This is a genomic window from Paenibacillus macerans (genome assembly GCF_900454495.1).
Taxonomy (GTDB): Bacteria; Bacillota; Bacilli; order Paenibacillales; family Paenibacillaceae; genus Fontibacillus; species Fontibacillus macerans.
Map to the genome: position 1 here is coordinate 4655072 of NZ_UGSI01000001.1, position 14309 is coordinate 4669380.

Genomic DNA, 14309 nt, shown 5'->3' on the forward strand with positions numbered 1-14309 from the left:
TTTGCAGATTTTCCATTCCTCCGGAAAGGCTTTAATTCTGAAATTTCTGTCGACAATCATATGTTCCTTCTTGGGAACGAGATGGAGTACGAGTTTATAGGGACTCCTTTCATTAACGATCAAGCCTCTGAATTAGGGAGACATCTAGATGAAGTGTGCCAACTTTATTAAATCCAATCATTAAAATAATCATCTAATTACTCAATGTTATGAATATAAAAGATGATTTTCACATGATATTGGTCGATCATCGTAAAAATATCTAGCCTGGTTCTACCTTCAAGATTCACAATATTAATTTGGGCGGAACCATTCCCCCCCTCTTTCAACAGACTAACGATAGCTTCTGGCAGTCCCTATTTTCTTTTTGAGTATCGATGGACTGATACAACAATATCCCCTTCATGATACACAAACAAATTATTGTTTAACGTATATGCACGCTCATTAATCGTTTTCTTAAAGGGATTATCTACAATAGAAAGTTGACATAATCGCATTAAAGCGTTTCAACGCCGACATTACTTTACACGAAATCGCGATCGCTATAAAGCAAGAATCAAGTAACTTCAATTAACTGAACATTTCATATTGTTACGATAAATAATGTATATTATTTTTAATAAGTATTTTACAATTTTATGTAGCGTTAATAAATGTAACTCTGTTATTTACAAAAATACACAATTTATCAGTGAAATGATGTAAAATATAATGCAGAAAGGATATTTTTGTCTCTGAAGAAGAAATTAATTTCAATATACAATAATGATAGGTTTATTGATTCAAAAAAAGGAGGGAAGCAATGATGTTAATTTATGATCAAGAGTTTTCCGTAAGCACTTTCACTTTGTTGGATGGATTATTTTCCGATTATGTACGTCAAGAGATCTTGGATATAGTCGAATCAAATCCAACATCTCGGTTTTGTTGTCAGATAGATGACAAGGATCCCAATACATATATTTATCTTATCGAACATAATCAAGCCGAAGCCTATACATTATGCCACTTTTTTTCGACCGATAGAATTGGAGACGATTATCTGCATCAAAGCATTCCTTTGGAACATATACATGCCTTCGAGCAATTCGCTTCCCACTTGTCACTTGTTTGAAGACTCTTGTTCCTTCATAACGCGTTCATATTCTTCCTCAATCGTTTTGGATAGCAGTTCAGTTGCCGTCATATTTAGTTTTTTAGCCGCTTCAGCCAATTGTTTTTTGATATAGGCCGGAACATCATAATGAAATTTTACTTTATTACCGTACGCCAATTATGATTCCTCCTATCCCATAACTTCCTGGTATTTTTTTTCGATTAATCGAATCAGTAATTGAGTCGCCGACATATCCTGCAAAGCCGCTGCTTCAACCAACTTTTCTTTGATTTCTGGTTGAAACTCATAAGGCAATTTCAATTTAGGTTCGGCCATATGGCCCTCTAGCGTTTTTTCCGCATCTATTGCTAGCTTAACCAACTCTTGCAAAGAAAAGGCGCTAGATGACTCTCTCCCATACTTGGGTAAAACGCGAATAAGATATTGTTTCAGTGCTTTTTGATTATCTTCGGGAATTTCGATGTGTAAACTCTCTCCATCAATCTTTAATTGGCAATCAAGATTATAGCCAAACAGATTAATCGAATATTTCATAAGCTCCCTCCTTCTTCAAACTGAACGAGATAAAAATCACCTTTCGTTATTATATAGTGTTTCGGGTCGTTATACAACATAAATATATTCTGTCTTGTTTATTCTGTTTATATTCAATGTATATAGAGAAGTTAACCTCCGTCTTCTCATGCTACTACACCTCCGGTTCCTAAGGCCTTTTTCGAATTCATTTATCGAATCTTTCACAATGGTTTTTGGACTGAGGCCAGACGGAAATGACCAGACACAAAGAGCGAGCGTTTAGTGAAAATCTGACCACCAACACTCGCTCTTTTTCATCCCTAAGATAGTTTAATTTCATTGTCTAGAATTATCATGCCCAGGAAGTAGGGGTTACAGCAACCATATTATAAACTCTTGTACCAGTATTGCCACGGGTGATCGCTGTATTGCTGCTGCCCTTTTTCCCTTTCATAGAAGTGGAACTTTCGGAATCGAGCATTACACCTTCAGTACAACCTAGATTCTTTAAAATAGTTCGAACCTCCCAAGCTTCTCCATCAAGAAGGATTCCCATTACAATTCGTTTATTGGAAGGTTTATACCCAATAAATGTGCGCTCTCGAGAACTGCTAGGATCACCAATGTTGCTTGTACTCTCTTCAGAGTTCAATTTATCATAGTACGCATCTGAAGAACTAAAGTTTGATCTTAGATGCAAGCTTAAGCCCCCGATAGCCCATCTGATCCACCCTGTTTTGCCGGGGTATTCACTTGGCTTTGTTACCACATGTGCCGAGCACGTTACGTTATCAGGCTCATCTTCAGGATCATAACAGAATAAAGTGCCGCGGCTATACCCTTTAGGTGTCTTATCTCCGCCTGCACGGACGGCTACGCCATCAGGACCAAGTGCAATACCCAATAAGCTGCCATCCGAATTAAAAAAAGTTCCGTTCACTCCAGAATAGCTAGAGTCTTTAACAGTACCAGCTATACTTTTTACTGAAACATCACGAACATCTGCAGAAATATAATAGACAGTGCCAGCAATACCAGAGAATTTAGTTCCATCAACAAAAGTCGCTTGAGCCATATTTTTCTACTCTCCTTTAAATTTATGTCAAAGAGAGGGTACTCACTGCTCAAAATGCACCCCAACATTTTGAGCAGTGACTCTTTGTACTTCAATAATAATATATTACGTCACGTTACGCAATATATATTTTAAAAAAGTTTGCAACTTTTGGATTTATATGGCGTTTAAGTTATTGGATTCTAATTAATATAAGGAGGATTATTATGTCTGGAACCAAAAAAAGGATTATTATCCTTCTCTCTACTATTTTCCTCATTAGTGGATGTACACAAAACGCCAACCAAGAAACTCAACCTGCCGAAACTCCTGCTAAAACTAATGTAGAGAACAAAGAAAAGGAAGATGCTTCTTCGCAGGAGATTGATACCCTTTATTCTCAAACCATGGCCTTTGAAACTATTTTTTCACAGGAAACGGAAGAACCCAGTTTCAAAGAAGGGGTATTTGTTGACTTTGCTAAATATAAGCAACAGCTGGATTTGGAAGAAGGTCTCTTTGACACACTTTTCCAAAGCTTAGAGGCCATTGTTGAGAAAGATTATGAAGGGTTTTTGAGCACAATGAGGGAGGATATGCGAAAGGAAGAAGTACCTGGGGTAGCTACCTTTTTTAATGAAGATAATAAGATTATGTTATACGATATACAAGCAGTAGACATTGCTTATCATTCAACAGGTACAGGACACGATTATGTAGTTCTTGTGGATGGAATGGCAGATGAGTCAGGACCCAATGGAATTCTTTTCAATATGAGCGGCGCTTTTCAGTTATCTAAGGATGAGGATGGAAAGTGGTGGGTGGTATCGGTGAAATAATTCGTCCAGAGTCGAAATATAATACGGCAAATAAGTCATACGGTGCCGTTTTTCAATTCCAAAAGTCCAAAATGACACCATTTCTTTTTCGCATCATAAGCTTTGCTTTCGGCTCACGGATGAGTCTTATCGACAAATGGAATATTTGATGATTGCTTGATATTCCTGAACAAGTTCAAAAATAATGTTCCCTTAAAGAGTAGCTATTACTGATGGGCTGCTCTTTAATTTTGAAAAACGTCTGGAAAATGATCCGGCAGCCATCCTTGAGTAACCAATACCGATCTCTGGAGTTCGGTTTTCACCCTGCTTCAATGTGTTTTCAGGTAAGATTGTAGCTCTACTATAGTTATTCCATCTATACCGCAGGCTTCTTCGAAAATATTATATGGCGTATCGTCACGTTATGTAATATAATATAAGTAAACCCAAAATGAAAGGGGGTCTTATTCATGGAATTACAGTCTATTATTCAACTAGTCGGAAACGTCAGCTTCCCCATCGCTTTATCACTAATACTCCTTCAAACCATTCTCGTAAAATTTAACAAACATTTGGATGGTTTAGAGAAACGTTTAGCACAGCTTGATAAAACTATTAACGTTTTGATTAGAGAAGTTCATCAAAATAATTCTTCAACTCCAGTAATTAAACCAGATAAGAAAAATGACGATAGCTAAAAACTGTTACAATCCCCTGTAAGGCAAACAGTGAAAAAGGACTTCTTTGGTTATGGAGGTTAAAGATACTGTTATACCGAAGGGGATTTTTTTGCCTTCAAGCTACATACCAAGAAGGAGCAGTGGAGTTGGACTTTTTACGATTGTTCTTCTGTAGTTTAAAAAAACAGCACCACTGCCCTTTTAAAGCAATGATGCTGTATTTGAAACTTATTCTTCCGGAATGTCAACAATAATATAGTTCTCATTTACTTTATTTTGTTCAACTTCCTCTTCCTTAAAAAGGACATCGTTCCAGTTTTCATTATTTATTAAGCTATAACCTGTTGCCACAATATGAGGCATCCAACGGAAACTTGCAAAAGTAGTGTTTTTAAATGATGGAAGCGTCCCAACTTCATTTGTTATATTTCTATTAATAAAATAAAGATCATTTTGTGTGCTAGTTTTATCTCCAATAAGGCCCTGCCATTTTAGATAAGCGGTATTATTTGAAATTTGATAATAACTAATTACATTATTATAGACCTCAAGAAATTGATTGGATACCTTCTCTGGAAAATAATATTGGATACTTGAAGTATCCTCCGATGGCTCAAAGTTTTTGGGTAACTGAGAAACTCTAGGCATATTAATTACTGCATTTCTTGCAGTACTTAACTGATCACTTTTAAAATCATTAATCAGTTTCGAACTTGCTTTTGTGATAAATGCCGTTTGGGTCGACTGATTCCAGGTAACAGAACTGTTCATTGCTTCCGTCACAAAACGTAAAGGAATCATGGTTTTTCCATTATGAATAAATGGTGCAGTGCTAAGTTTAACGGTAACACCGTTCTTTTCTGCAGTTGTTTTATTAATCGTTAGCAGTAGATTAGTTTCCTTTCCTTTTACAGATACTTGTTTTGTTGTGTTGTTCCATTTAAAAGTTAAATCATCCAAGACTTTTGCCCCGGTTAAGCTAATGAAAACCTGGCCATTTTTTAAAAGTATTTCAGCAGAAGCAAGCTTTGAATTGTTGATAATTACATTTGTTTCCTTATTAGAGGCTGAAGCAAGACTGATGTCGTTTGAAAAAATTAACGTTGCGGCACATATTAATGCAGTAAATCCTAGTGACAATTTCCTCATGGTTATCCCTCCCAAATATTTTCAATTCCTATATATAAAACGTAAAAAAACACCAAAAGTTACAGGGATAATATTCTAATAATGAAATTTTTAGAACCATTTATCAAAAGTTTCAAATGTTATATTGCGTATCGTTACGTATTATGGTATAGTAATATCAATCCATTGAAATCACATTAGTGCGGGATACACTACTATGATTCCTATCCTATGGAAAATAAAAAATTAAAAATTGAGGTGTTATTATTTATGTATAGACATTTAGGTATGGTAACCAAGACTACCTCCAAAAAGTGGAACGGTATTCAAGCAGAAATTGTTCTCCCATCTACAGCTAATGCTACTGTTTATGGTTATATTGACTGGTACTTGGGATTAGGAGAAGCAGCAATTGAAAGTGGCATTTCGAAAAAAACAGGGGAAGGATATCAAGTATTCCTTGGTGGCGTGGGGCTAACGTATAAATCGAAGGCTATCTCACTCAAAGATGGGCAACGGGTTCGATTGAAACTTTACCAATACGCTAAAAACGGAGTACGTTATGTTGATATTCTTGTAAATGATGTTGTACAACATACAAGCCAATTCACATCTGCTACAAATTCTGCAGTTGGTGAAACAGACGTTGTAAAAATGGTTCATGGAGTTGAGGATCAAGGTCATTGTAACTATACTCAGGCAAGTTTCTCCAATGTCCAGTTGCGAACAGGCGATGGTTCCACTTATACTCCTTGGACCTCCAACGTTGGATTTTCCTTTGCAAAAAAGGAGCTTAATGGAAGTGACCCTGGTATGCTTGATACAATTACTGTTCATTCTCAATTGCCTTTGAGTACTTCATTGAAAGCCGCACGTTAATTTATAGAATTATCAATAGTCTATTTAATATGTCAATTAGAAGAGGCCGTTCTAAAGGTTATCAACTTGACCTGAGGGATGGCCTTGCTTTTGAGTTAAAATCATTAGTGAGCCATGATTTAGAGGACGCCAATTAAAAAACGTGAGCCCCGGGGTTGTTGCCCTCGGGGCTCGCGTTCATATCCTGCATAATTGCGGTTAAGCCGTGCGTTTTATGTTGCGTGGTTGCTCCGGATTCGGAAGTTCCGTTCCGCCTGCTCCGGGTTTGCGGAACAGTTTGCGCAGGTAAGGGAGCACGTAGTAGTCGAGGCCGATTTTGCCGGCGTTGGCAGCGGCGACGACGACCAGTACTTCAAGCAGCAGCATTTGCGCGTTCGTGCTTACCGTTCCGCTGAAGAGGAACGCCGCGTTCATCACCAGGCCCATCAGGGCGGCGAAGGTGGTGAAGGTGCCGAGGATCAGCCCCACGCCGACCAGGAACTCGCCGTAAGGAACAAGGACGTTGAAGATACCTACGTTAGGCAGGGCGAAATGTTCCAGGAAGGTGGCCCACCAGCCTTGGACAGCGGGATGATCGCCCGTGCTGTTCGCGATCGCGCCGGTAAGGAAGCCCGCGGCGTCGAAGCCGCCGGTAATTTTATGATACCCTGCTTCAATCCATTGGTACCCGAGGTAAACCCGGATGACGGTCAGCAGCCACATGGCGATTTTATTGGTTCTCAGGAAGTTGTTAAACATATTTACCACTCCTTAAGGTGATTGTTCGGTTGATTTTGTTTTTTAAGGATGATCATCTTTGATGTCTTTATTATAAGTGATTTTTTTCACAATATATGTGATTTAAATCACATATATCATAATTTTAATAAGTAAGTTTTTAAACATTCAATTTTCACGGCTTTCGAGGCGACTTCGCAGACCAGGTCCGCAGTTGTTGCAAAGCCATCCCGTCAGCAAAAGTGCCTGCTTCCTGCTTCAGCGCTCTCATGGTCTATGCATTGAATGGAATAGTTGCAAAATATACAATTGCTTCTCCGGCGATGCTCCCATAGCGCTCGATAAGTGCAAAATCTGCAATTAAACTGCTATCTTTCGTAGGAATGGCGAAATATACGGGAAATAACTGCATGAAATGCAGCTAACGAAGGATTGGGGCGATTGATATCCAGTTAGTTGTATGATTTACAATTAACAGTCAGTCCCCGGCCGATCAAGGCTATATCCCCAAAAAGGCTATACCCACCAAAAAAAAGGAGGCTCCCGCCCCCTCTGTTTCCGCGCAAAGTGGAAGCCCCCTCCCTATGTAACTTGACTTCCTGACCACCATCGCCTCTCGGGCTTTAAGCACCGACTCTTCCTCATCCACATCCAGCTCCAAAAGCGTCAGACGTCCTGACGCCGTGACCTGCAGCTCTTTTAGCGGATCCAAGTCCGTATCCAGCGACCGGAGGCCCGCGGCCACCTCATGACCTCGTCCCACCGCTTCCTTGACGATTTCTTGGCCTAGCCCCCGGCCCGCTCCCGTAACGATTATTTTCATGATATCAACAGCGCCTCCTATTCGAATCATATTAAATTTAAAATTTGAATCCGCTTTCAGTTCGCTTGGTTGTCGATTTTTCCGGCGATTAACTCACCCTCATCTTAGCACACGGTGCGCCGTTTCGTAACCAAAAAGTGGCAAGCCGGTCATGATTCTTTGGCCCTGTGCTTGTCCGCACTGCACAAATGCCCATATACGCGAATATACTGCATCATGAAAAAAAGGAGGAATTGAGCTTATGCAACCCAATCCTAATGTTTATTCGTCTTACGGGGCCAACCCGACCGCGCCCATCAGCCAGGTCAGCCCCGCGTATTATGAGCCGGCAGAGCACGGCCACAAAAGACATATGAAGGAAATGTGCAGGAAATATCATCATCATTTCATGCACCTCGAAGGCACCGACGGCAGAGTCTACGAAGGAATCATTGACGGCATCGACGACGATCACGTGTATTTGCTCGTTCCGATCGGCGAAACGGACGGCGACGATCGCGCTTTTGGAGGTTATCCGTTCGGCACTTTTGGGTACGGAGGTTTCCCTTATGGCGGCTTCGGAGGTTACCCCTTCTATGGCTATCCCTTTTACGGATACCCCCGGAGATTCCGCCGCTTTATACGCCGGCCTTTCCCGTTTTTCGGACTGAGAAGATTTTTCTTCCCGTTCTTTTATTGATTGCGACATCGAAGTCACGGCCACTGGATGGTGCGATCCAGTGGTTTTCGCATTTTTGCGGGAATAAACCGGGGGGAGGCGCGTTGGCGCCTCCTTCTTAATTAAACGGCATTCTTGCGGTACACGCAGCTGCCGATTCTCGCGAATACGCCGCTCAGGCTGCGGATATGCTCGAAGTTCGGATAGACCACATCGTCAAGCATATACGCCGAGACTGTGCTGCCCGGCCTTCTTCTGCGGTTCAGCGCTTCGATGATTCCGGCCGAAGAACGAATGCCTACGCCATGGCCGTAGAATTGGTCCGGTCCCAGCATGATGCCGTTTTCGCCCTGCCACTCCGGGGTAGCCGGATTGTGATCGGGATTTTTGAAATAGAAAATGTCCCCCGGGTAAGCTCCAAGCATCCGGCTTCCCTTGATAAACCCGAGATCGCTGTCATATTGCCAATCATACAAGTACAGGTTGTTAAAGTAAGTGTTGAACGCAGAACGCGGGATTTGTTCCGACACCGCTCTGTACACAACGAGAACCATCGCCATGGAACATTCAAAGGCGTAGAGCGAACCGTTGACAAAAATATCACGGATGGCATCGGCGGAAGCCACCCCGCTTCGCAGCCGGAACCCCCCTTCCGCGGTGCGAAGCCAATACGCTTCGTTGCAGCGGGAATTGGTGTACGTGGCAAACTTCACCCCGCTGGCATACAGCGCCCGCGCCGACTCCACGATGCGGCTGCGAAGGTCAAGCTCGAACAAGAGCGCCTCCAGCGATACGTACGCGTAAGTGACCGGGCTGGCTTCCTTGGCTTGCACGATGGATCGCCCCAGCTCGGGGAGCGCCACCTGGCCTAACCGGATTCTGTCTCCGGGCGGTAAAACAATCATTTTTTCCCCTCCGTGTTCATTATTTTGGGGTTGGTTAGGTTATTGTACGTGCAAAGAAGCGTTTTGGTGATGATTCGATTGAATATCGGCCCCCAGGCAATGCTATAATATAGAGCGATTTGAGCAATTTTACAGCCTAAAGCCATTTTATTCGAAGGATGTTGAAGGACGGCATGAACGATCGGCAAAAAGGAATTCTTCACATGCTTTTAAAAGAAAACCGCTCCCATGTTCGGGTTCAGGATATAGCGGCAGAGCTGAACTGTTCGGAGAAAACGATCCGCAACGATTTCGATGAGATCGAACGGTATTTGGCGGAGCACACCACGGCCGAGCTGCTGCGTAAACCCGGGATTGGCGTATCGCTCGCGATCGGGGAACGGGAAAAAGAGGAGCTCTTGGCCACGCTCGTCTGGTCGGCTTCGGATCAGGAATATAAAACGGACGCCAAGCGGTTCGCGGCGATCGCCTACCGGCTGCTGATGGAAAGCCGGCCCACAACGATACGGGAGCTCGCGGCCCAGCATTTCGTAAACAAGGCCGCCATCAAAAAAGATCTGGAGCGGCTTCAGCCATGGTTCAAAAAATACAACCTCGCCATCGTCTCCAAACAAAGGGTCGGCGTCACCGCCGAAGGCGAGGAGCGGAATATACGGGCCGCTTTGTCCAAACTGTCCCAACTGACGGGCCAAGCCGGAAACCATTTCATCAAGAACAGGTTTGCGCCCCACGAAATCGAGCTCGTTACCCGCGAGTTGAAGCGGCTGGAAACGGAGGCCGGGCTTTCTTTCACGGACGAAGCTATGGACAATCTGCTCGTGCATACGCTGCTGATGGTGCGGAGAACGAAGCTGAAGCAGCCGATCTCTTTTTCGGAGCAGGAAAGGTCGCTCATTCGGGAAAAGCGGGAATTCCCCTGGACGGAAGCATTCGCCCGGAGGCTGGAGCGGGTTTTCGCCGTCCGCTTCCCTGAAGATGAGGTGGCCTATTTAACCGCCCATATCCTCGGCGGAAAAATCCGCTCCCAGACGCGGATCGAAGCGGGCATCCCCGAAAGCGGCCCAACCGGTGCTTCCGATCAGCGGGACCATGTCTCCGGCTTGGCGGAATCGCTCGTGCGGAGAATGTCCGCGCTGACCCTGGTCGATTTTGCCCGGGACCCGATTCTGATGGAAGGGCTGCGCATTCACCTGCATTCGGCGGTAAACCGCCTAAGCTATGGACTGATCGTAACCAACCCGATGCTTCCGGATATCAAGAAGATGTATCCGTATATGTTTGACATGGTCATCGACGCCACCCGCCGCATGGGTGACGATCTCCCGTTTGCGATTCCCGAAGAGGAAGCGGCGTATCTGACCTTGCATTTTCAGGCCGCGGTGGAACGATTAAGCCAACCCGCGGCGAAGCCGAAGCAGATTATCACGGTTTGCCATATGGGGATCGGCGTGTCGCATATTTTGCGTACCAAGCTGGAGCGGAAATTCCCGGAGCTGAAGGTGCTGGATTCCGTCCGCAAGGTCGATTTGCCCGCTTATCTCGCCCGGGAGACCGTCGATTTTATCGTGTCCACGACGCCGCTGGAGAACGTCAAACCACCGCATATCGTTGTATCGCCGCTGCTCGATTCGAGGGATATCCGGAAGCTCGAAGGGTTCATCGGCCGGATGAACGAGGAAAGCGATCCTTCCGATTCGGGCTCCATCCTGCGGCAGTTTACCCGGCCTTCCCTTGTTTTCCCGCTGGCCTGCTTTGGCCACCGCTTTGAAATCATCGAATATCTCGCGAACCGGCTGCATGAGCAAGGTTTTGTGGAGCAGGATTATGCCCACCAGGCTTTGCTCCGGGAACGCGTCTCGGCGACAACGATCGGCGGCGGCATTGCCATTCCCCATGGCGATCCCAAGCTGATCCGAAGTTCGCAAATCGCCGTAGCCACCTTAAAAGAACCGCTGGATTGGGACCAGGAGAAAGTGTCCGTCGTATTTATGCTCGCCCTGGACCATCGGGATCAGGACAGCATGAAGAAGCTGTTCCAGCGCCTGTCGCTGCTCAGCGAACAGCCGTCCGCGGTCGAGCGTATAATCCGGGCGGACACCCCCGAGGAACTGCTGGGATGCCTGTAGGTAGGGCAGCCCATATAAGTTGAACTAATGAAATGTAAGAGTTAGGCAAGAGGGTTCAACATTCTAAAAGAAATGTCCATTTTAGAAATTGAACCTAGGCGAAATGATTCTGAAGAAACTAACAGCTTTCTGTAAGAAAGCTGCTTCGGAAGCATAGGCTTGGTCGCCCTCGGGAGCGGATTTCTACAGCATCTGAATTAAGTTAATTAAGAAATCTGCGAACAACAGCGATCGTAAGAACGTTTCTCACGGCTGCCCCATTACGTACAATCAATAGTTCAGCTTATATAGAAAAAATCTGTTTTTCCGGAACCTGCGGTAAGAATTAAAATCTTTTCCGCCCTTTTTCTGCGCTAAGATGAGGTTGTAAGCGATTACTATTCGATACAGGGGGGACCAAAACCATGAAATTGTTGGCCATCACCTCATGCCCAAACGGGATTGCCCATACGTATATGGCGGCGGAAAACTTGCAGAAAGCCGCGGACAAATTAGGCATTGACATGAAAGTGGAAACCCAGGGCTCGATCGGGGTGGAAAACCAGTTTACGGAGGAGGAAATCCGCCAGGCGGACGGGATCATCATCGCGGCGGACAAGTACGTGGACAAAAGCCGGTTCATCGGCAAAAAACTGCTGGTGGCGGGCGTACAGGAAGGAATCCGCACCCCGGAAGAACTGATCCAAAAAATGCTCCGCGGCGAAGCTGCCGTGTACCGGGGGAGCAACGAGGCGGACGATCGTCCCGCCAAGGCCGCGCCGGGCAAACAGCAAAACCAGTTTTACCGGCATTTGATGAGCGGCGTTTCTTACATGATTCCGTTCATCGTCGTCGGCGGTTTGCTGATCGCCATCGCGCTGTCGATCGGCGGCGTACCGACGCCGGGCGGCCTGCAAATTCCCGAGGATTCGTTCTGGAAAACGATCGAGAAGCTGGGGGCCGCGTCCTTTACGTTTATGGTGCCGATTCTAGCCGGGTTCATCGCCTTTAGCATCGCCGACCGGCCCGGATTGGCGCCGGGTCTGATCGGCGGCTACATCGCCGCCAACGGCAGCTTCTACGGCAGCGAAGCCGGCGCCGGGTTTATCGGCGGAATTATCGCCGGCTTCCTCGCCGGTTACGTGGCCTTGTGGATCAAGAAATGGAAAGTGCCGAAACCGATCGTCCCGATCATGCCGATCATCATCATCCCGGTGCTTTCCTCGCTGATCGTCGGCCTGGCCTTTATCTATCTGCTGGGCGGCCCGATCGCCCAGGTATTCGCTTGGATGACCGCCTGGCTCGCCAGCATGCAGGGGACCAGCTCCATTCTGCTCGCACTTATTCTGGGCGCCATGATCTCCTTTGATATGGGCGGCCCCGTCAACAAGGTTGCCTTTATGTTCGGCTCCGCGATGATCGCCGAGGGGAACTATCACGTTATGGGCCCGATCGCCGTGGCGATTTGCATTCCGCCGATCGGTCTCGGCCTGGCCACGTTTATGTTCAAGCGGAAATTCCATGACGCCGAGCGCGAATCCGGAAAAGCGGCCTTTACGATGGGCTTGTTCGGCATCACCGAAGGCGCGATTCCGTTCGCTTCGCAGGACCCACTGCGCGTCATTCCGAGCATTATGGTCGGCTCCATGGCCGGTTCCGTGATCGCCATGCTCGGGAACGTCGGCGACCGGGTAGCTCACGGCGGGCCAATCGTGGCGGTATTGGGTGCGGTCGATAACGTGCTGATGTTTTTCGTCGCCGTGATTATCGGCGCGATTGTGACCGCGCTGATGATCAAGCTGCTTAAAAAGGACCAGGTTGCCCCTCAGTTGGCCGGCGGTTCCGAAGCTTATGAAGAGGCCGCGCCGGCCGCGGAGCTGAGGGGACGGGCACAGGAGCGGCGGCTGGAGCGGCGGCTGGAACGGCAGTTAGAGGAGCCGAAGGAGCAGCGGCTGGAACGGCGGTTGGAAGAGCCGAAGGAGCAGCCGCAGAAGCAGCCGCACGAGCAGCAGTTGGAACGGCATCTGGAATGGCAGCACGAGCAGCGGAGCGAGCAGAAGCAGGAGCCGCAGCAGCTGGACTTGCCCGTCATAACCAGCCGTGAAGCCAAGGCTGGAACCGGAGCCGATAGACCACCGGAACAACGTGCAGTCAGCAAGCTGACGGACATCCTTGATTTGAACCTGATCGAGACTTCATTGACCGCATCGACGCGGGACGGCGTCATCGATGAAATGATCGGCAAATTGGAAACGGCAGGCGCGCTAACCTCGCGGGAGGAGTTTAAACTAGCAATTCTAAACCGCGAGCGGGAAAGCTCCACCGCAATCGGAATGAATATCGCCGTTCCCCACGGGAAATCATCCGCCGTTCTCAAGCCGCGGGTCGTATTCGGGATGAAGCCGGAAGGCGTCGACTGGGACAGCGCGGACGGAACGCCGGCGAAGCTGATCTTTATGATCGCCGTCCCTGCCGAAAATAAAGGCAACGAGCATCTAAAAATTTTGCAGATGCTGTCCCGAAAGCTGATGGACGACAGCTTTAGAGAGCGCTTGTTGAACGTAAAAACCAAGCAATCGGCCTACGAGCTTCTGGATGAGATTCAATAATGAGCAAAAGGCACCCCCGATACAGCTAGCTGTCCGGAGAGTGCCTTTTTTTGCAGGATCGGAGAACGATTGGGAATAGGAGCAATATGTGTCCCTATTCTCCGGGTTGGACATTTGGCTCGCCAAATAGCGGCAATTTATGTCGCTATGCCTCGGCCATTACGCCGATCCCCCCCATTTGCGCCAGTCCAATGGAAAATAGCGACACAAAAATCCGTTATTTCGGCGAGCTTTCCGGAAACCTCAAATATAGGGACATTTTTGGCCGTTATGTCACTTGTGGTGCATCAAGTC

Annotated in this window: 14 protein-coding genes; 7 read left to right on the forward strand and 7 right to left on the reverse strand. The window is 46.4% G+C overall.

Translation table 11 applies throughout. The features are described 5' to 3' along the window. Positions 1-808 precede the first annotated feature (808 nt). On the forward strand, positions 809-1117 hold the full coding sequence (locus DYE26_RS20675) for a hypothetical protein (protein ID WP_127463475.1): 309 nt from the start codon (positions 809-811) through the stop codon (positions 1115-1117). On the opposite strand, the gene DYE26_RS33575 is transcribed toward DYE26_RS20675, so the two are convergent. From DYE26_RS33575 to DYE26_RS33175, 3 genes are all read right to left on the reverse strand, one after another. Continuing rightward, complete coding sequence (locus DYE26_RS33575) at positions 1106-1276, reverse strand: hypothetical protein (protein WP_164815301.1); 171 nt, start codon at positions 1274-1276, stop codon at positions 1106-1108. The two genes, DYE26_RS20675 and DYE26_RS33575, sit on opposite strands and share 12 nt — an antisense overlap. A gap of 12 nt (positions 1277-1288) precedes the next feature. Then, a complete protein-coding gene (locus DYE26_RS20680; RefSeq protein ID WP_036626716.1) occupies positions 1289-1654 on the reverse strand; it encodes a hypothetical protein in 366 nt (121 codons plus the stop codon). A gap of 334 nt (positions 1655-1988) precedes the next feature. After that, a complete protein-coding gene (locus DYE26_RS33175; RefSeq protein ID WP_127463474.1) occupies positions 1989-2711 on the reverse strand; it encodes a hypothetical protein in 723 nt (240 codons plus the stop codon). A gap of 206 nt (positions 2712-2917) precedes the next feature. Between DYE26_RS33175 and DYE26_RS20685 the strand changes: the two genes are divergently transcribed. Further along, positions 2918-3529 carry a hypothetical protein gene (locus DYE26_RS20685; protein WP_036626719.1) on the forward strand — a complete coding sequence of 204 codons (612 nt, stop codon included), beginning with the start codon at positions 2918-2920 and terminating at the stop codon, positions 3527-3529. Between the two features lie 452 nt (positions 3530-3981). Further along, the gene (locus DYE26_RS20690; protein WP_036626720.1) at positions 3982-4209 is read left to right on the forward strand and encodes a hypothetical protein; all 228 of its coding nucleotides are present in this window, start codon (positions 3982-3984) and stop codon (positions 4207-4209) included. Positions 4210-4419: 210 nt separating this feature from the next. Here DYE26_RS20690 and DYE26_RS20695 read toward each other — a convergent pair whose 3' ends face one another. Next, positions 4420-5340: a copper amine oxidase N-terminal domain-containing protein gene (locus tag DYE26_RS20695; protein ID WP_036626723.1), complete on the reverse strand. Its 921-nt coding sequence runs from the start codon at positions 5338-5340 to the stop codon at positions 4420-4422. Positions 5341-5550: 210 nt separating this feature from the next. Here DYE26_RS20695 and DYE26_RS20700 point away from each other — a divergent pair, with 210 nt between their 5' ends. Further along, positions 5551-6198, forward strand: a complete 648-nt coding sequence (locus tag DYE26_RS20700; protein ID WP_127463473.1) for a hypothetical protein — start codon at positions 5551-5553, stop codon at positions 6196-6198. Between the two features lie 198 nt (positions 6199-6396). Here the strand turns inward: DYE26_RS20700 and DYE26_RS20705 are convergent, their stop codons facing one another. Together DYE26_RS20705 and DYE26_RS20710 are read right to left on the reverse strand one after the other, a co-directional pair. Then, a complete protein-coding gene (locus DYE26_RS20705; protein ID WP_036626727.1) occupies positions 6397-6936 on the reverse strand; it encodes a DoxX family protein in 540 nt (179 codons plus the stop codon). A gap of 478 nt (positions 6937-7414) precedes the next feature. Further along, on the reverse strand, positions 7415-7738 hold the full coding sequence (locus tag DYE26_RS20710) for an SDR family NAD(P)-dependent oxidoreductase (RefSeq protein WP_036626730.1): 324 nt from the start codon (positions 7736-7738) through the stop codon (positions 7415-7417). Positions 7739-7979: 241 nt separating this feature from the next. On the opposite strand from DYE26_RS20710, the gene DYE26_RS20715 reads away from it, so the two are divergent. Continuing rightward, entirely contained in the window at positions 7980-8417 is a 438-nt protein-coding gene (locus tag DYE26_RS20715) for a hypothetical protein (protein ID WP_051985763.1), read from the forward strand. 101 nt (positions 8418-8518) lie between these two features. Here DYE26_RS20715 and DYE26_RS20720 read toward each other — a convergent pair whose 3' ends face one another. Then, on the reverse strand, positions 8519-9301 hold the full coding sequence (locus tag DYE26_RS20720) for a hypothetical protein (RefSeq protein ID WP_036626731.1): 783 nt from the start codon (positions 9299-9301) through the stop codon (positions 8519-8521). Between the two features lie 173 nt (positions 9302-9474). On the opposite strand from DYE26_RS20720, the gene DYE26_RS20725 reads away from it, so the two are divergent. Then, positions 9475-11427 carry a BglG family transcription antiterminator gene (locus tag DYE26_RS20725; RefSeq protein ID WP_036626734.1) on the forward strand — a complete coding sequence of 651 codons (1953 nt, stop codon included), beginning with the start codon at positions 9475-9477 and terminating at the stop codon, positions 11425-11427. 404 nt (positions 11428-11831) lie between these two features. Next, positions 11832-14015 (forward strand): fructose-specific PTS transporter subunit EIIC, encoded by a 2184-nt coding sequence (locus DYE26_RS20730; RefSeq protein WP_036626736.1) that lies wholly within the window; start codon positions 11832-11834, stop codon positions 14013-14015. Positions 14016-14309 lie beyond the last annotated feature (294 nt).